General features: G+C 74.8%; 19 protein-coding genes. 14 read left to right on the top strand and 5 right to left on the bottom strand.

What is annotated here, in order from left to right; translation table 11 throughout:
- Nucleotides 1-2 precede the first annotated feature (2 nt).
- Nucleotides 3-521 (top strand): GNAT family N-acetyltransferase, encoded by a 519-nt coding sequence (locus tag BJY16_RS30165; protein ID WP_185042931.1) that lies wholly within the window; start codon nucleotides 3-5, stop codon nucleotides 519-521.
- Here BJY16_RS30165 and BJY16_RS30160 read toward each other — a convergent pair.
- On the bottom strand, nucleotides 518-1,102 hold the full coding sequence (locus BJY16_RS30160; RefSeq protein ID WP_185042930.1) for a class I SAM-dependent methyltransferase: 585 nt from the start codon (nucleotides 1,100-1,102) through the stop codon (nucleotides 518-520). The two genes, BJY16_RS30165 and BJY16_RS30160, sit on opposite strands and share 4 nt — an antisense overlap.
- 201 nt (nucleotides 1,103-1,303) lie before the next feature.
- On the opposite strand from BJY16_RS30160, the gene BJY16_RS30155 reads away from it, so the two are divergent.
- Genes BJY16_RS30155 through BJY16_RS30130 form a run of 6 tightly spaced genes read left to right on the top strand, consistent with a single transcriptional unit; the run spans nucleotide 1,304 to nucleotide 5,340 of the window.
- On the top strand, nucleotides 1,304-1,675 hold the full coding sequence (locus BJY16_RS30155; RefSeq protein WP_185042929.1) for a hypothetical protein: 372 nt from the start codon (nucleotides 1,304-1,306) through the stop codon (nucleotides 1,673-1,675).
- A 10-nt stretch (nucleotides 1,676-1,685) separates the two neighbouring features.
- The gene (locus BJY16_RS30150; RefSeq protein WP_185042928.1) at nucleotides 1,686-2,438 is read left to right on the top strand and encodes a metallophosphoesterase; all 753 of its coding nucleotides are present in this window, start codon (nucleotides 1,686-1,688) and stop codon (nucleotides 2,436-2,438) included.
- A complete protein-coding gene (locus BJY16_RS30145) occupies nucleotides 2,435-2,986 on the top strand; it encodes an HD domain-containing protein (RefSeq protein ID WP_185042927.1) in 552 nt (183 codons plus the stop codon). Before BJY16_RS30150 ends, BJY16_RS30145 begins: the two co-directional genes overlap by 4 nt.
- A gap of 4 nt (nucleotides 2,987-2,990) precedes the next feature.
- Nucleotides 2,991-3,728, top strand: a complete 738-nt coding sequence (locus BJY16_RS30140; RefSeq protein WP_185042926.1) for a metallophosphoesterase family protein — start codon at nucleotides 2,991-2,993, stop codon at nucleotides 3,726-3,728.
- The gene (locus BJY16_RS30135) at nucleotides 3,728-4,612 is read left to right on the top strand and encodes a quinone oxidoreductase family protein (RefSeq protein WP_185042925.1); all 885 of its coding nucleotides are present in this window, start codon (nucleotides 3,728-3,730) and stop codon (nucleotides 4,610-4,612) included. Before BJY16_RS30140 ends, BJY16_RS30135 begins: the two co-directional genes overlap by 1 nt.
- Nucleotides 4,609-5,340: a VOC family protein gene (locus BJY16_RS30130; protein ID WP_185042924.1), complete on the top strand. Its 732-nt coding sequence runs from the start codon at nucleotides 4,609-4,611 to the stop codon at nucleotides 5,338-5,340. Before BJY16_RS30135 ends, BJY16_RS30130 begins: the two co-directional genes overlap by 4 nt.
- Before the next feature lie 66 nt (nucleotides 5,341-5,406).
- Here BJY16_RS30130 and BJY16_RS30125 read toward each other — a convergent pair whose 3' ends face one another.
- Nucleotides 5,407-6,081 carry a maleylpyruvate isomerase family mycothiol-dependent enzyme gene (locus tag BJY16_RS30125; protein WP_185042923.1) on the bottom strand — a complete coding sequence of 225 codons (675 nt, stop codon included), beginning with the start codon at nucleotides 6,079-6,081 and terminating at the stop codon, nucleotides 5,407-5,409.
- On the bottom strand, nucleotides 6,078-6,539 hold the full coding sequence (locus tag BJY16_RS30120; protein WP_185042922.1) for a MarR family winged helix-turn-helix transcriptional regulator: 462 nt from the start codon (nucleotides 6,537-6,539) through the stop codon (nucleotides 6,078-6,080). Before BJY16_RS30120 ends, BJY16_RS30125 begins: the two co-directional genes overlap by 4 nt.
- A 415-nt stretch (nucleotides 6,540-6,954) precedes the next feature.
- Between BJY16_RS30120 and BJY16_RS30115 the strand changes: the two genes are divergently transcribed.
- The 5 genes from BJY16_RS30115 to BJY16_RS30100 all read left to right on the top strand — a co-directional run bounded on the left by BJY16_RS30115 (nucleotide 6,955) and on the right by BJY16_RS30100 (nucleotide 10,209).
- A complete protein-coding gene (locus BJY16_RS30115; RefSeq protein ID WP_185042921.1) occupies nucleotides 6,955-7,998 on the top strand; it encodes an alpha/beta fold hydrolase in 1,044 nt (347 codons plus the stop codon).
- Between the two features lie 49 nt (nucleotides 7,999-8,047).
- Nucleotides 8,048-8,452 (top strand): PNPOx family protein, encoded by a 405-nt coding sequence (locus tag BJY16_RS30110; RefSeq protein WP_185042920.1) that lies wholly within the window; start codon nucleotides 8,048-8,050, stop codon nucleotides 8,450-8,452.
- A 349-nt stretch (nucleotides 8,453-8,801) separates the two neighbouring features.
- Entirely contained in the window at nucleotides 8,802-9,362 is a 561-nt protein-coding gene (locus BJY16_RS30105; RefSeq protein WP_185042919.1) for a DUF1697 domain-containing protein, read from the top strand.
- Nucleotides 9,363-9,400: 38 nt separating this feature from the next.
- A complete protein-coding gene (locus tag BJY16_RS46645; RefSeq protein ID WP_203759139.1) occupies nucleotides 9,401-9,586 on the top strand; it encodes a metallophosphoesterase in 186 nt (61 codons plus the stop codon).
- Complete coding sequence (locus tag BJY16_RS30100) at nucleotides 9,583-10,209, top strand: serine/threonine protein phosphatase (protein WP_203759138.1); 627 nt, start codon at nucleotides 9,583-9,585, stop codon at nucleotides 10,207-10,209. The genes BJY16_RS46645 and BJY16_RS30100 overlap by 4 nt, the downstream gene beginning before the upstream one ends.
- Nucleotides 10,210-10,299: 90 nt before the next feature.
- Here the strand turns inward: BJY16_RS30100 and BJY16_RS30095 are convergent, their stop codons facing one another.
- Both BJY16_RS30095 and BJY16_RS30090 read right to left on the bottom strand, forming a co-directional pair.
- The gene (locus BJY16_RS30095; protein WP_185042918.1) at nucleotides 10,300-10,827 is read right to left on the bottom strand and encodes a LuxR family transcriptional regulator; all 528 of its coding nucleotides are present in this window, start codon (nucleotides 10,825-10,827) and stop codon (nucleotides 10,300-10,302) included.
- Nucleotides 10,824-13,262 (bottom strand): LuxR C-terminal-related transcriptional regulator, encoded by a 2,439-nt coding sequence (locus tag BJY16_RS30090; protein ID WP_185042917.1) that lies wholly within the window; start codon nucleotides 13,260-13,262, stop codon nucleotides 10,824-10,826. Before BJY16_RS30090 ends, BJY16_RS30095 begins: the two co-directional genes overlap by 4 nt.
- A gap of 172 nt (nucleotides 13,263-13,434) precedes the next feature.
- On the opposite strand from BJY16_RS30090, the gene BJY16_RS30085 reads away from it, so the two are divergent.
- On the top strand, nucleotides 13,435-14,919 hold the full coding sequence (locus BJY16_RS30085; protein WP_373873470.1) for a dynamin family protein: 1,485 nt from the start codon (nucleotides 13,435-13,437) through the stop codon (nucleotides 14,917-14,919).
- On the top strand, nucleotides 14,912-16,714 hold the full coding sequence (locus BJY16_RS30080; protein ID WP_185042915.1) for a dynamin family protein: 1,803 nt from the start codon (nucleotides 14,912-14,914) through the stop codon (nucleotides 16,712-16,714). The genes BJY16_RS30085 and BJY16_RS30080 overlap by 8 nt, the downstream gene beginning before the upstream one ends.
- The last annotated feature ends 1 nt before the right edge of the window (nucleotide 16,715 follow it).

Raw genomic sequence — 16,715 nt, 5'->3', positions numbered from 1 at the left:
TGGTGGAGACGCCGCGGTTGCGGTTGCGGCCGTTGGAGGCCGGGGATGCCGCCGGGGTGCAGGCCGTCTGGAACGATCGGGTTTTCCTGCGTTTCGCGCCGGTCGGTTTCCGGTACGCGGGGGCTGGTCTGGATCGGGCGGTGGAGTGGTGTTCGCGCGGGGTGGACGGGCTGGCCGGGGTGGCGCGGGAGAATGGCCGGCTGGCGTGTCATGTGGGGTTGTTCGATACGGATTGGTCGGCGATGACGACCGAGATTCATTATTGGACGGCTGGGTGGGCGCGGGGTCGTGGGTTCGCGGTGGAGGCGGCGGCCGCGGTGGCGCGGTGGGCGGTGGCGCAGGCGGGGATGCAGCGGGTGACGTTGCATGCGGATACGCGTAATGAGGCGTCGTTGCGGGTGGCGCAGCGGGCCGGTTTCCGGTTCGAGGGTGTGTTGCGTAATGCGTCGTGGACCCGGTCGGGTCGTGGTGATCTGGCGGTGTACAGCCTGATCCCGGCGGATCTGTCGGAGGTGGCCTAGGTGTAGGCGCGGAAGGTGCGCAGCAGGTAGGCGGGCAGGGTGAGTTTTTCGTCGTTGACTTCGGCGATGGCTTGGGTGTCTTTGATGGTGGTGTCGGTCCAGACGGGTTCGGGGAACCATTGCTGGAGTTGGTCGCGGGTGATGCTCCAGGTGTCGCCGGCGTCGGCGGAGATGGCCAGGACGTAGAGCATGGTGCCGGGTTCGGCGAGGCCGGGCAGTTGGGCGAGGTAGGCGTCGGCGCCGCCGAAGCGGTGCAGGTTGTGCAGCAGGCCGCAGTCGATGATGGTGTCGAAGGGTGCGTTCGGCAGGTGGAGTTTGGTGGCGTCCTGGACTTCGAAGGTGGCGGTGAGGCCGGTGGCTTTGGCGCGGGCGCGTTCGATGGCGACGGGTGAGATGTCGACGCCGGTGACGTGGTAGCCGCGGCGGGCCAGGGCGAGGGCGAGGTCGCCGGTGCCGCAGCCGAGGTCGAGGACTTGGGGGCCGCGGACGCCGTAGTCGAGCAGGGCGGTGAGGGCGGGTTGGGGTTTGCCGATGTCCCAGGGTGCGGTGCCGGTGCGGTAGGCCTCGTCGTAGTCGATCATGTCTCTCCCTGGGCGGGTCGGCGTGTTGCGACCCTATCGTGCCGGGGCCCGGCGCGCGGGTTCACGGCAACTGGGTTTGAGGGTTTGTTCGGCGAATCCCGGGTTGTGACGAACTAAGTCTCAACTGGAGTTCAGTGCCGGGCGGTGATTCTGCCGTGGCTCTCCTGCATGTGCGCGCGGTTGTGCTGCGATGATCGGCCGGTGTTCGTGGAGGAGGCTGTGGTGCCGTACTGCTGCGGGACTGCCCGGGTCGCCGATTATGTGCAGGGTGGCCGGTTGTGCTGGTCGGTGAGGCATGACTGCGCGGGCGGGTCGCGGGAGGTGGCGTGCGGGTATGAGCGGCTGCCGGATGACTGGCGGCAGGCGGTGCTGGAGCAGTGCGGGACGTTCCGTTTGCGGTTCCCGGACGATCTGGGTGCCGGGCGGGTGGCGGTACTGCGGGTGCTGCGCCGGCACGGGTTCGCGATGGGTGAGCTGCGGGCCGTACTGGACAGCGGGGTGTCCGGCACCCGCGCGGAGCTGACGCTTCTGGCGGATCGGTGCGGCGCGGCGGTCTGGATCGGACGCGAGTAGGTTTCCGGGCATGCCGCGGATCGTGATCGTCGGGGATGTCGGGGGCTGCGCCGACCAGTTGGAGCGGGTCGTGCTGCCGCTGGCCGACGACCCGGACACCGTCGTGATCCAGGTCGGAGATCTGGTCGACCGGGGTCCGGACAGTGCGGGGGTGCTGCGGCTGGTCGGTGGGCGGCTGGCGGCGGGCCGGTGGGTTCAGCTGATCGGCAACCATGAGGCGCAGTATCTGGGCGGGGTGAGGTTCTGGCCCGAGCCGCTGAGTGAGGCGGATGCGGCGGTGTTGCGGCAGTGGTGGTTGCGGGAGTGGCTGCGGGTCGCCGCGGCGGTGCGCACCGCCGCCGGTGAGGAGTTGCTGCTGTGTCATGCCGGGCTGACCGTGGACGCGTGGCGGCTGCTCGGGGCGCCGGTGACGGCGGGGACCGCGGCGGATCTGCTGAACACCCGGCCGGAGCCGCTGTTGTGGGATTTCGACGGGCCGTTGTGGGCTGAGGCCGGGTCGCGGGTGTATCCGTCGTGGCTGGCCGGGGTGCAGTCGTTGCCGTTCTCGCAGGTGCACGGGCATTCCACGGTGGTCCGGTTCGGTGAGCGGGCGTGGGCGTGCGAGGAGCGGATCCGGGCGCAGACCACGGTCGACTGGACGGCACGGCATACCGTGACGCGTTGCCACGGCGGCCGGTTCGTCGGCGTGGACCCCAAGCACGGCACCGCCGGCGCGCCGCAGTGGGCGCCGCTGGTGCTGGAGGATGCCGAGGTGATCGGATGAGCCTGCGTCCTTTGCCGCCGGCGGCGGCCGAGCTGCTGGAGGCCTTCGGTGCGCCGCCGCGGCTGGGGGCGCATCTGCGGCTGGTGCACGATGTGGCGTGGCGGCTGACCGGCTGGCTTGCCGCCACCTATCCGGACTTGCGCTTCGATCGGGAGGCGGTGCTGTTCGGGGCGGCCACGCACGACATCGGCAAGGTGGTGCATCCGCGGGAGCTGTCCGGGCCGGGGTCGCGGCACGAGCCGGCCGGGCGGCGGTTGCTGCTGGCTGCGGGGGTGGCGCCGGAGCTGGCCCGGTTCGCCGGCAGTCACGGGTCGTGGGACGCGCCCGGCGTCACGCTGGAGGATCTGCTGGTCAGTGTGGCGGACAAGGTGTGGAAGGCGAAGCGGGTCCCGGATCTGGAGCAGTTGCTGGTGGATCGGCTGGTGGCGGTGTCCGGGCAGGAGCCGTGGCAGGTGTTCCTCACCCTCGACGATCACCTGGATGCGCTGGCGGCCGGGGCGGACGGGCGGTTGGCGTACCAAAATGGGTTTCCGGTCGCCGTAGGGTGATCGCATGCGAATCGCGGTGATCTCCGATGTGCACGGCAACCTTCCGGCGCTCGACGCGGTCCTGGCGGCGATCGCCGGCGACGGGGTCGACGTCACGGTGAATCTCGGGGATCTGCTGTCCGGTTATGTGCAGCCCGCCGAGACCGCGGACCGGCTGATCGGGATCGGACTGCCGACGGTGGCGGGCAACCATGAGCGGCAGGTGCTCACGGTGCCGCCGCAGCGGCAGGGGATGGCCGACCGGCTGACCGCCGGGCTGCTCGGTGTCGGGCAGCTGGAGTGGCTGGCGTCGTTGCCGGTCACCCTGTCCCCCGCCCCGGACGTTCTCGCCTTTCATGGCACCCCGACCGACGATCTGCAGTATCTGCTGCACACGGTGGAGGAGGCCGGGGTGCGCGACGCGACCGTCGAGGAGGTCCGCGAGCGGGTCGGTGACGTGTCCGGGTACCGGTTGCTGCTGTGCGGGCACACCCATCTGGCCGGGTCGCTGCGGCTGCCGGGCGGGCCGCTGATCGTGAACCCGGGCAGTGTCGGCTGGCCGGCCTACACCGATGACGCGCCGTATCCGCACGCGATGGCGGCGGGCACCCCGCACGCCCGGTATGCGCTGGTCGACGACGCGTCCGGCGACTGGGAGGTGGTGTGGCGGCAGGTGGAGTATCCGTGGGACAAGGCGGCCGCGTTCGCCGAGGGGTTCGGGCGCCCGGATGTGGCGGCGGCGCTGCGGACGGGACGCAACTGATGCGCCAGATCCGCTACCGCGACGGGGAACTGCAGGTCGAGCAGGCGCCGGAGCCGGTTGCCGGCGACGGTCAGCTGCTGATCCGGGCGCACGCGATCGGGGTGACCCGGCCCGCGGTGGCCCGGCTGCGCGACGGCGACGTGCCTGGCGGCGAGGTCGCCGGGGAGGTGATCGGGATCGGTCGGGACGTTGACGGGTGGATGGTCGGCGACCGGGTGGCGGCGCTGCCGTTCGGCGGCTCCTACGCCGAGGTGGTGGCCGCTCCCGCCATGATGACCACCCGGATCCCGGACGACGCCGAGTTCACCACGGCGGTCGCGCTGGTCCGGTCCGGGCATGTGGCGCTCGGCGTGCTCGACGCGGCCGCGCTGGTCGAGGGTGAGTCGGTGCTGGTGACGGCGGCGGCCAGCGGGGTCGGGCATCTGCTGGTGCAGGCCGCCCGGCTGCGCGGCGCGGCCCGGGTGGTCGCGGCCGCGTCGCCCGGCAAGGAGGCGTTCCTGTACGAGGTGGGCGCCGACGAGGTGGTCGGTTACGACGCCTTGGACGTCGAGCCGGTCGACGTGGTCCTCGACGGTGCCGGTGGTGTGGTGCTCCCCCACGCTCTGGCGGCGGCGCGTCCCGGCGGGCGGCTGGTGTTCTTCGCCAGCGGTGGCGGCACCGTTCCCGCCGTCGACCTGCTGTCCGGGGCGAAGACGATGACCGGGTTCGCGATCGCGTACTTCGCCCGCACCCAGCCGCAACGCTATGCCGAGCACGAGCGGGAGTTGTGGGAGCTGGGTCTGCGCCCGCACGTGCACGCGGCACTGCCGCTGGAGCGGGCGGGGCGGGCGCACGAGATCGCTCAGGCGCGGCAGAGCCGCGGGAAGGTGGTGCTGGTGCCGTGACGGTGCGCTGGGTGACCGGGTTTCTCGACACGCCGGCCGCGGACGCCGCGGCGGCGGAACGGTTCTGGCTGGCGGTGACCGGGACGACGCTGTCGGCGCGGCGCGGCGGCGGGGTGTTCGCGACGCTGCTGCCCGCCGCCGGGGATGCGCTGCTGCGGGTGCAGGTGGTCGGTGATCCGCCGGCGCGCGGGCATCTGGACCTGCACGTCGACGCGTTGCCGCGGGCCACCGCCGCCGTGCGGGACCTGGGGGCGCGGGTGGTGCGGGTCGAGGACGACGTGGTGGTGCTGCGCTCGCCGGCCGGGATCGTGTTCTGCCTGGTGCCCTGGGATGGGGAGGCGGTCGGCCCGGCGGCGCCGGTCTGGCCGGGCGGGCAGGCCAGCAGCACGGATCAGCTGTGCCTGGACATTCCCGATTCCGGGTACGAGCGGGAGGTCGCGTTCTGGCGCGCGGTCACCGGCTGGCGGCACGAGCCGATGCCGGACTGCCCGGAGTTCGAGCGGCTGCTTCCGCCGCCGCCGGTCCCGATGCGGTTGCTGCTGCAGCGTCTGCAGTCGGGTCCGGCCGGTGTGCACGTGGATCTGGCGTGCTCGGACGTGGACGCCGAGGTGGCCCGGCATGTGGCGCTGGGTGCCACGGTGGTCCGCCGCAACCCTGGTGACTGGACCACCCTGCTCGATCCGTCCGGCCGCCCCTACTGTGTGACGGCTCGTCCCCCGAGCCGCTGACCGGCGCCGCGGATCCGGTCGGCGAGGTCGCCGGCGTCGACCGGCCGGTCCGTCGCCACGCTCCGATCATGGCATGTCCCGCGGCGGTCGGGGTTCGGCGGCGGCGGGTGAGGCGAAGGCGAGGGGCAGGCCGGGGCCGGTCAGGTCGGTGTGGGCGGTGGTGCGGCCGGTCAGGGCCATGCCGAGGGCTTCGGCGGTGCCGGTGATCAGTGGGCCGGCGCCGGTCGCCCAGTCGAGGTCGGTGGCCTGCAGGCGGACCCGGGCGAAGCGTCCCGGGGTGGCCAGGGCGGGGGCGGGGTTCGGGCCGGTCAGGTAGTCGAGCAGGATCCGCCAGTGGCCGGTGGGCACGTCGGCGGGCAGGCGCAGTGGGCGGGCGATGTCGCGCAGGTGCACGCAGGTCTCCGCGAACGGTCCGATCGGGCCGACTCGGGGCGGGTTCACCCGGTCGCCGGCGTGCCGGCGCAGCAGGCCGATCAGCTCGGCGCGGTCGTGGCGGGCGATCCGGCGGGTGAGGTGGTCGACGGTCCGGTCGGTGTCGCCGCGGTGGCGCAGCGCCGTGAGGAAGAACCGGCCGAATCCGACCAGCATCGGCTGCAGCAGGTGTGCGGCCATCTCGTGCACCGTCCAGCCCGCGCACAGCGTCGCGGCCCGCCACTGTGCCGGGTCGAGCCGGTCCAGCACGTCGGCGATCATCAGCCGGTTGGTGGTGGTGATCGCGTACAGGTCGGCGTCGGTGGTCATCGGCCGGCCTCGTCGCGGACGCGTTGCTGGACGTCGCGGTGCAGAGCGTGCAGCACCTTCAGGGCGGTGGCGATCTCGTCGGCGCTGCAGTCGGCCGCCATCGTGGCGAGCCGGCGCAGGTCGTCGTCGCGGATCCGCCGGAACAGGGCCTGCCCGCTGCCGGTCAGGTGGATCAGCACCGATCGGCGGTGCGCCGGGTTGGGCCGGGCCTCGGCGTGCCCGAGCGCGGCCAGGTCGTCGACGTGCCGCTGGATGCCCTGGCGGGCCAGGTCGAGGCGGTCGGCGATGGCCGGCACGGTCATCGGGCCGTCCTCGGCGAGCACCTCCAGGACGGCGCGCATCCCGACGCTGACCCGGTCGGCCTTCAGTGCCGCCTCGACCACCCGGGCCGAGTTGAGCACCAGGGGCCGGGTCAGCCGCAGCACCCGGTAGATCTGTGCACCACGCTCCACCGACATGACAACAATGATGTCATGTCGGTGGAGCGTGGTCCAGCCGCTCGGTGCCGTCGCCGGGTCGCCGTGGCGTCAGTGGTGGTGCAGGCTGTCGCTGGGCAGGACCCCGCAGGCCCGCCGGTAGGTGGCGGTGAAGCCGCTGTGGGCGGCGACATCGCCGCCCACATCAACCCGTGGTCGCCCGCACGGATGCACGACCCCACGGCAGCGCCGGCGCGAGGACGGAAACGGCAGCTCGGAGCGGCCCTCGCACCACCTGTTGCCGGTTGCCGGCGCACCCCGGCCGGCACCCTAAGATGACGATCGTGGATGTCGCGGCGCGCCTCGTACCGGAAACTGATCCTGATCTGGCCCGGTGTGATCCGGACGGGCCGCTGCGCGGCGACCCCGCCGCCGGGCCCGGGCAGCCCTGACCGCGATGGACGACGGCCCGCAGCTGCGCTTCGCCCGCACCGGCGACGGGGTGACGGTCGCCTACCAGGTGTTCGGCAGCGGCCCGGTGCTGGTCTGGATGCCGTCGCTGAGCAACATCGTCGCCCAGTGGCGGATCCCGGCGATGCGCGCCGCCTACCAGGCGCTGGCCCGGCACCTGACCGTGGTGCTCTACGACGGGCGCGGCACCGGCAGCTCGCAGCGCCGCGTCGACCTCGGCGACCTGGGTGTCGACGCGCACCTGCGGGACCTGACCGCGGTCCTCGACGACGCCGGGATCGCCCGGGCGTCGCTGCTCGGCTACTACCACGCGACCGCCACCGCGCTGGCGTTCGCCGCCCGGCAGCCGCAGCGGGTGCGGCGGCTGGTGCTGTTCGGCGGGGCGCCGCGGATGCGCGAGGCGATGCTGCCCGCCCAGACCCGGGCGCTGCTGTCGCTGATCGACCAGGACTGGGACCTGTTCGCCGACGCCGCCGCGGCGGCCTGGCTGGGCTGGGACATGAGCCCGTCGAACCGGTGGACCGCCGAGGCGTTCCGGACCGCGACGACCGCCCCGGTCGCCCAGGCCTGGTTCGCCGCCGCCCAGGACATCGACGTGACCGCCGAGCTGTCCCGGGTGCGGGCGCCGGCGCTGGTGCTGCACCGGCAGTCGCCGCAGCAGATCCCGGCCGGCGTGGCCCGCCGGCTCGCCGCCGCGCTCAGCGATGCCCGGCTGGTCGAGCTGCCCGGCGACACGCCGACGCTGTTTTTGCAGGACCCGGACACCGACGTGCGGCTGGTCGCCGAATTCGTCACCGGCGGCCCGATCCGCCACCCGGCGCCCGGGCCGCTGACCGCCCGGGAACGCGAGGTCCTCGCCCTGCTGCCCGGCGGCGACTCCAACGCGCAGCTCGCCGCCCGGCTCGGCATCGCCGTGCACACCGTGGAACGGCACCTGGCCAGCATCTACCGCAAGATCGGCGCGCGGGGGCGGGCGGACGCGGTCACCTACGCCCTGCGGCACGTAACGGATTTCCGTCACCCGCGCTGACAGTCCACCGTGATGCGCCGCCGCGCCCGGCCCGGGCACCATCGACGCCATGAGCGTTTCCGCAGCCCCGCACACCACCTCCTGGCGGCTGGCCCGCGCCACCGCCCCCGCCGTCCGGGTCCTGGCCGGGCGCCGCTTCTTCCCGCTGTGGGCGGTCGTGCGGCACCGCGGCCGGGTCTCCGGCCGGGCGCTGAGCGTGCCGGTCGCGGTGGTCGCCACCCCCGACGTGTTCGTCATCAACCTGCCGTGGGGCGCGCGCACCAACTGGGTCCGCAACGTCCTGGCCGCCGGCTCCTGCGACCTGCGCTGGAAGGGCCGCACCGAGCACACCGACCGGCCGCGCATCATCGACGCGGCCGCCGCCCGCCCCTACTATTCCCGGCCGGTCTGGGCGATGGCCCGCACCCTGTTCCCCGCCGACGCCTGGCTGCTGCTGCACCGCACCAACCCCTGAGACCGGCTTGCTCCGGTACGCGGTAGGCCCCGTGCCGGCCGGCCCGCAGCGGTGCACGGCGGCGTGCGCCCTCCGCGCAGCGGCTTGGTGGCCGCCACGTCCACCGTGGTGGCCGCGAGCAGTGCGCGGCGGCGCGGATAGGCACCCCGGGGCGGCGGCAACCGGACACCGTTGCGGTCGGACGCGGCCAGGCCGGCGACGGTGAGCAGGTACACCGCCCCGTCGCAGCCGCGAGGAACTCGCCTGGGTGAACGCGACGAGGTCGTCGTCACCGCGCGCCATCGCAGGCCTCGCTGCGTGTCATGAGCTCCACGACGGGCGGGTTCCCGGTGGTGGATAGCATGCCGGGGTGACGACCTTCCTGGTTCTTCTGCGCGGCATCAATGTCGGAGGCCGAAACAAGGTGCCGATGGCCGCGTTGCGGACCTGCCTGGAAGAGTGCGGGTTCTCCGCGGTCACCACCTTCATCGCCAGCGGGAACGTCATCCTGACCTCGGAGCACGACGCCGCCGCGACCGCGGCCCGCATCGAAGCGGCCCTGCCGGCGGCGTTCGACCTGGACAGTGATCTGGTCCGGGTGCTGGTGCTCTCCGGCGATCAGCTGCGCGCCGTCGTGCGGGACCGGCCGGCCGGGTTCGGTGACCAGCCGGACGTCTACCACAGCGACGCGATCTTCCTGATCGGTGTCGGTGCCGCCGAGGTGATGCCGCTGTTCAAGCCGCGCGAGGGCGTCGACCGGGTGTGGCCCGGCGACGGCGTCGTCTACTCCCAGCGGCTCAGCGCCCAGCGCACCAAGAGCCGGCTGAGCGCGATCATCGCGTCCCCGCTCTACCAGTCGATGACCATCCGCAGCTGGAAGACCACCGTCACCCTCGCCGACATGCTCACCGCCCGCGACGGCCTCGCCTGATCCGGCGGGCGGCGCGCTCCGGCGGTACTGTGCCAGCCATGGTTGCTGCCGCGGCGCGGGCGCCGCTGTTCGTGGCCTCCGACATGCACGGGCACCGGGCCGAGTTCCGGCGGGTGCTGCGCGACGCCGGGCTGGTCGGCGCGGACGGGCGGTGGTCGGGGCGCGACGCCCGGTTGTGGCTGCTGGGTGACTACGTCGACCGGGGCCGGACGGGCTCGGCGTGATCGACGACGTGCGCGGCTGGGCCGGGCAGGCGGCCGCGGCCGGCGGGGTGGTGGGGGCGCTGCTCGGCAACCATGAGGTGCAGCTGATGGCGGCGCACCTGTTCGGTACGGCGCCGGTGCCGGGCTGGGATCAGGCGGGCGGTTTCCGCGGCGGCTGGGCGCGGTTCGGCGGGCGCGACAGCGACCTGCGCGCCCTGACCGGCGAGCATCTGGCGTGGATCGCCGCGCGGCCGGCGATGGCGCTCGTGGACGGTCATCTGCTGGTGCATTCGGACACCACCGCCTATCGGGCGTTCGGTGACTCGGTGGCGGCGGTCAACACCGCGGTCCGGGCTGCCCTGGCCGGCCGGGACCCGGCCGGCTGGCTGGAGTTCTGTGGCCGGATCAGTGACCGGGCCGCGTTCCGTGACGGTGCGGCGCCCGGACCCGACGATCCGGTGGCGGTCATGCTGCGCACCTTCGGCGGGGCGGTGCTGGTGCACGGGCACAGCACGCTGCCGAAGCATTTCGGGGTGCCGGCGGCGCAGGTCCGCGAGCCGGTGCGGTATGCCGGCGGCCGGGTCCTGGCCGTCGACGGCGGGGTGCACGAGGGCGGCCGGATCCTGCTGCCGCGCCTGGTGTGAGGGCGCGATCCGGTTCCGGTGCTGCGGGGCGGGCGGCTGCGGTCGTACCGGAAAAAGAAGGTGGCCGGCAGCGGCGAGCGCGCCGGGAGGTTATTCGGGTTGGCGCTGGCGCAGGTAGGCCAGGACGGCTTCGCGGGTGGTGCGCACACCGAACAGGGCGCGGGCTTCGGCGATGCGCCGGTTGGCGGTGCGCAGCGACAGGAATTCGGCGGCGGCCGCGGCGGCGATGGTGTCGCCGGCGGCGAGACGGTCGAGCAGGGCGCGTTGTTCGGGGATGAGGCTGGCGACCGGGTCGGCGCCGTCGGTGCCGCGGTGCACGGTGCCGATCCGGCTGAGGTCGTCGACCAGGGCGCGCCCGGCGGTGGAGTCGGGGTTGCAGACGGCGACGATGCCGGCGCCGCGGGCGGCGGCGAGCACGGCCAGGGCGACGGTTTCGGTGTCGTCGTCGGCGATCCGGCCGTGCAGGACGATGCGGTGCGCGGCGACGTCCCAGGCGGGGTCGGGCAGCGCGAATCCGGACCGGGCGGTCCAGCCGTCGCGGGCCAGGCGGCGCAGGACCGTGTCAGCGTCGGCCGAGGTGGCTACTACGTGGCGTGGTGCGTCGGGCTGTGTGTTCACCGGCCATCCTCGCTGTTGTCGCTGGTGTCGAGTCGGGTCGGGGCGAAGGCCAGGGCGGCGGCTTCGGTGCGGGTGCGGGCGCCGAGTTTGCGCATGCTGGCCCGGATGTGGGTGTCGACGGTCTCGGTGGAGATGCCGAGTTGCCCGGCGATGCGGCGGGTCGGTTCGCCGGCCGCGACCAGGCGCAGCACGTCCTGTTCGCGGTGGGTGAGGCCGCCCTGGCTGCGGCGGCCGCGGACGTCGCGGTGCACGCGGTGCGCGCGCAGGCCGCGGCGGGCGCGGCCGGCGAGCACGGTCAGCCCGGCGCTGTCGGCGAGTTCTTCGGCGCGCAGCAGGGCGGCGACGGCCCGGTCCCGGTCGGGGTCGGTGAGCCCGGCGGCGAGCAGGCAGCGGATCTGTTCGCGCAGGGCGATCGGCTGCCAGCTGTCGGCGGCGGCGGTGAACCCGGTGCCGACCGCCCAGGCGGTCAGGGTGCGCCGGGCCGGGCCGGGCAGCCCGGTCGGGATCGGTGGGTGCTCGTGCAGGCCCAGGTCGTGGGCGGCCCAGCGGGCGGTGATGGCGTGCAGGCCGGCGAGCAGGCCGTCGCCGGTGCGCTCGCCGGCGCGCCGCTCGGGTTGCCCGTCGAGCCAGGCGGCCTCGTGGCGGACCCAGTCGGCGGCCGGGTGGCCGGGGGCGGTGGCGAGCCGGGCGCGGGCGGCGGCGAGCAGGCCGGTGTCGGCTTCGATCAGGGCGGTGGCGGCGGTCGCGTAGGCGCGGGCCTGCTCGGGCAGGGCGAGGTCGGTGAGGTTGGCGGCGTGCCGCTGGGCGGTGTCGGTGTCGGTGCCGTGCAGGGCGCGGGCCCAGTCGGCGGCGGCCGCGAACCGGGTCTGCCAGCCGTAGGCCAGGGCGGCGCCGGCGGCGTCGGCGGCGCGCTGGGCGGCGGCGGCGGACTCGGTGAGCCGGCCGTCGGCGGCGAGGTGCTCGACCAGCAGCCAGGCGGCCCAGCGGCTGATCAGCGGGTCGCCGGCCGGGTCGGCGGCGGCGGCCAGGGCGGTGTCCCAGCCGGGGGTGCGGTGCGCGGCGTGCACGGCGGCGAGGGCGGCGGCGACGCCGGGCAGCGGGTCGGGGTGCCGGGCGGCGATCTTGTCGGCGAGGTCGAGGGCGGACATCGGGGCGGTGTCGAGGGCGGCCAGCAGCAGCACCCGGTCGCGGGCGGCCAGGACCGGGCCGGCGGCGGTGTCGGGGACGCCGCGGACCGCGTCGCGGGCGGCGTCGCTGCGCCCGGCCTGCAGCAGGGCTTCGCCGTGCAGGACGGCGACCTCCAGGGCCAGGGGCGCGGCGGCGCCGGTGGGGCGGGCGCCGGCGGCGGCCAGCACGGCGGCGGCGTCGGCGGGCCGCCCGGCGATCAGGGCGGCGTCCGCGGCGGCCAGCCGCACCCGCAGGTCGATCGGGGTGTCCAGGCCGCAGGCGAACAGCAGCAGGGCCGCGCGTTCGCCGCCGGTGGCCTGGTCGGCGGCGGCCAGGGCGTGCCGGTACGCGCCGGGCGCATCCCCGGCGGCGGCCAGGTGCCGGGCGGCTTCGGCGGGTGGGGTGAGCTGGGCGAGCCGCTGGTGCATGTCGGTGCGGGCGGCGGCGTCGAGCAGCCCGGCGGCGGTCTCGGCGACGTAGGCGGACACCGGCACCAGGGCGCCGCCCGGTTCGGCCTCGACCAGGCCGGCGGCGTGCAGGTCGGCGGCGCCGGGCCCGAGCAGGGCGGCGGGGGCGGGCCGGCCGAGCAGGCCGAGCGCGGCCAGCGCGGTGCGGGCGGGCCGGGGCAGGTCGGCCAGGGCGGTGGCGATCGCGTACCCGATCTGGTCGACCTCCTGCCCGGCCGGGGCGCGCCCGGCGGCGGCCTGCCGGGCCAGCGCGATGATCGCCAGGGGGTTGCCGCCGGCGCGGGCCAGCACGCCGGCCAGGGTGGTGTCGTCGAGGCGGGCGGCGGTGCGCCGGGCCAGGGCGTGGGCGTCGGCGGGGTCCAGCGGCGGCACGGTCAGCCAGGCGGTGGCGGCCTCGCGCAGCGCCTGGTGGGCGTCGTCGCGCAGCCGGTGCGGGGTGCGCAGGGCGACCAGGACGCGGCAGGTGCGGGCCAGGTGCGGCAGGGCGGCGATGGTGGCCGGGTCGCAGTGCTGCAGGTCGTCGAGCACGAGCAGGCCGCCGCGGACCCGGGACCGGACCGCCTCGGCGAGCAGGTGGATGTCGTCGCCGGGCAGGCGGGCGCGCACCGCGCGGGACAGGGCGAGGGCGGGGACGCCGGCGAGCATGGCCAGGCCGCCGCCGGTGTGCACGGGCCCGCCGGCGGCGCCGGCGATGCGGTGCAGCAGGGTGCTGCGGCCGCAGCCGGGCGGGCCGGTCAGGACCACGAGGGCCGGGCCGTGACGCAGAGTGGAGGATGCGGCCAGGTAAGGCTCGTCCGCCACTAGTGTCCTCCTTGCCTGGCACGAACTCGGGATCCCCGACGCGTCATCGGCATCCTAGGCTGTGCGGCGGGCAGGTGATCGTCCTGCCGCCGCCGGAAGAAAGGCCCCGTTTCGTGACGTCGACTGCCGCGTCCTGCACATTGTCGCTGACGGTGTGCTGCGCTGACGAGTCGTGGTGACCGGCCCGCTCAGCACCCGCCTGGCTACCCTGTGTCACGAGATCGTCACGGAATTTGGTTCCCATGCTGGTGGCCAGGTGCAACAGATCGGCAACCGTCTCCACGAACCGTTACGGGTAGCGATCGCGGGTCGCCTGAAAGCCGGAAAGTCGACACTAGTGAACGCGCTGATCGGCCGGCGGGTCGCCCCGACCGCCGCCGGCGAGTGCACTAGAGTCGTCACCCGCTTCCGGTACGGGCCCGCCGACCGCATCGACGTCGTCCTGCGCGACGGCGCCCGCACCAGCCTGCCCCTCGACGACGACGGCATGGTCCCGGCCCGCCTCGGCGTGCCCGCCAGCCGCATCGCCTACCTCGACGTCACCCTCACCAACGACCGGCTGCGCACCCTCACCGTCGTCGACACCCCCGGCCTGTCCTCCACCGACACCGCCAGCAGCGACCGCGCCGGCCGGGTCGTCGGCGACGCCCCGTTCGACGACGACATCGACGCCGACAGCGAACGCGAGGTCGCCGCCGCCGAAGCCGTCATCTACGTGTTCACCCAAGCCGTGCGCGCCGACGACGTCCGCGCCCTGGACGCCTTCCACGACGCCTCCGCCCGGCTGTCCGCCTCCCCGATCAACGCCCTCGGCGTACTCGCCAAGGTGGACACCCTCACCGGCGGCGCCGACGACCCGTGGCCGGCCGCCGCACCCCTGGCCCAGCAACAGGCCCGGCTGCTGGCCCGCACCGTCGGCGACGTCGTCCCCCTGGCCGGGCTGCTCGCCGAGACCGCCGGCGCCGGCCGGCTCACCGACGCCGACCGAGACGCCCTCGCCGCCCTCGCCGCCCTGCCCGGCCCCGACCTGCAACTGCTGCTCACCTCCGTCGACCTGTTCCGCACCCTGCCCGCCCCGCCCGGCCCGGACCGCCGGGAACGGCTCCTGGCCCGCCTCGACCTGTACGGCATCGGCTACGCCTGCGCCCAGCTGGCCGCCGAACCGCGCCTGGGCACCGGCGAACTCGTGCGCCGGCTGCTCGCCGTCTCCGGCTTCCCCCGCCTCGCACACACCCTGCAACAGTCGTTCGGCTGGCGCGCCGACGCGATCAAAGCCGGCTGGGCACTGACCCGCCTGGAACGCCTCGCCGGGCACACCGGCGACCCGCGCCTGCGCGGCCGGCTCCGCGACACCCTGGAGGACCTGCTGCGCGACCCCGCCTACCACCGGCTGCGGCTGCTCGACGCCGCCCAGCGCGCCGCCACCGGCGCCGTCACCCTGCCCGCCGACCGGGAAACCGAACTGATCCGGCTGGCCACCTCCGACGACCCGGCCTACATCCTGGACCGGCCCGGCGCCGGCCGCGACGACCTGATCGCCGCCGCCGGCCGCTGGCGCGCCTACGCCGTCGACGGCGCCGCCCCCGCCCAGGCCCGGATCGCGCACATCGCCCACCGCGGCTTCCAGCTGCTGGCCCAGGAGACCCGCGATGCGTGACCTGACCACCACCCTGGACACCGCCGTCCGCGACGCCCTCGCCTACCTGCGCACCACCGACATGGACGCCGCCGCCGACCTGGCCGAACTGCGCCGCCTGCAACTCACCCGGCCCGGCATCGTCGTCGTCGGCGAAACCAAACGCGGCAAAAGCTCCCTGGTCAACGCCCTGCTCGGGGTGCCCGGCCTGTCCCCGGTCGACGTCGCCGTCACCACCGCCGCCTACCTCGGCTTCGTCCCCGGCGACACGATGACCGCCCGCGCCTGGCTGCCCGAGGGCGGCGAACCCGTCCCCGTCGACGACCTCGCCGGCTGGGCCCGCGGCGAGCACCGCGCCCGCCGCATCGAGATCACCCACCCCGCCCCGCTACTGCGCTACCTGAGCCTGCTCGACACCCCCGGCGCCGGCGGCCTCGACCCGGCACACGCCACCATCGCCCTGGACGCGGTACGCCGCGGCACCGCCCTGCTGTTCGTCGCCGACGCCTCCGCCCCGCTGTCGAAACCCGAACTCGACTTCCTGGCCCGCGCCGCCGAACGCGTCGACGCCGTCGTCTTCACCCTCACCAAGATCGACGCCTATCCGCAGTGGCGGCGCATCGCCGAGGACAACCAGGCCCTGCTGCACGCCCACGCCGCCCGATTCGCCGCCGCACCCTGGTACCCGGTCTCCGCCCGCCTCGCCGAACTCGCCCTGACCACCACCGACCCGGCCCGCCAGACCGCCCTCGCCGACGCCTCCAAGATCCCTGGCCTGCAGCACGCCCTGATCGAACTCGCCGGCCGCGGCCACCAACTACAACTGGCCAACGTGCTGCGCGCCGCCCGCGCCGAACTCGGCCGCCTGCACACCCTCGCCGAAGCCAAGGTGCAAGCCGCCACCGCCGACCCGGCCCGCCAGGCGCAGCTACGCGCCGACCGCGCCGAACTCGCCGCCCGCAAACGCACCGAATCCCGCCAGTGGACCCTGCTGCTGGGCGCCGAGGTGCAACGAGCCCGGGTCGAGGCGATCGGCCAGCTCCGCGCCCGGATCGCCGACCTGCAACAGGACACCGCCGCCCGGATCGACACCCTGCGCGGCGACCAGCTCACCCGGCTGCCCGACGACCTCGACGTGCACCTGCAGGCCGTCGCCGCCCACCTCTCCGAACACCTGGAAACCACCTTCGGCCACATCGCCGCGACCGTCCTGGACAACGCCTTCGACCCCGGCGACCGCGACACCGTCCTCGGCAAGGTCAACGCCACCCTGCGGCACACCCTGGCCGCCGCCGCACCCCGCGACGGCTCCGGCGACAACATGCTGATCGCCCTGTCCGCCGGCGGCATCGCCTTCATGGCCGGCCGCGGCGCCGCCCTCGGCATCTCCGTGCTCGGCGCCGCCGGCGGCCTGCTCGTCCCGGTCGCCGGCCTCGGCCTCGGCCTGGCCGCCGGCGGCTACGTGCTCTACCGCCGCCGCGTGCACAGCGACCGCCAGCACGCCCGCACCTGGCTGCGCGACGTGCTCGCCGAAGCCCGCGCCGCCCTCGCCGACGAGATCACCGTCCGGTTCACCGACCTGCAATACGCCCTGTCCGTCGCCCTCGACGACGCCACCGGGCGCCGCCTCAAGGACCTCGACGCGCAGATCGCCGACCTCGACGCGGCCGCCGCCGAAGACGCGTCCGGCCGCGCCGCCCGGCGCGCCGCCGCCCAGCAGGAACTCGACACGGTACGCGTCCGCGTCCGCCAGGCCGACGAGGCCCTGCTGCGCGCCCGAGCCCTGACCCCGGCACCGATCGACGACGAAAGGTAAC

It is taken from the genome of Actinoplanes octamycinicus, from assembly GCF_014205225.1.
Taxonomy (GTDB): domain Bacteria; phylum Actinomycetota; class Actinomycetes; order Mycobacteriales; family Micromonosporaceae; genus Actinoplanes; species Actinoplanes octamycinicus.
The sequence above is the reverse complement of the archived record's forward strand: the minus strand, read 5'-3'. Positions and strand labels throughout refer to the sequence as shown.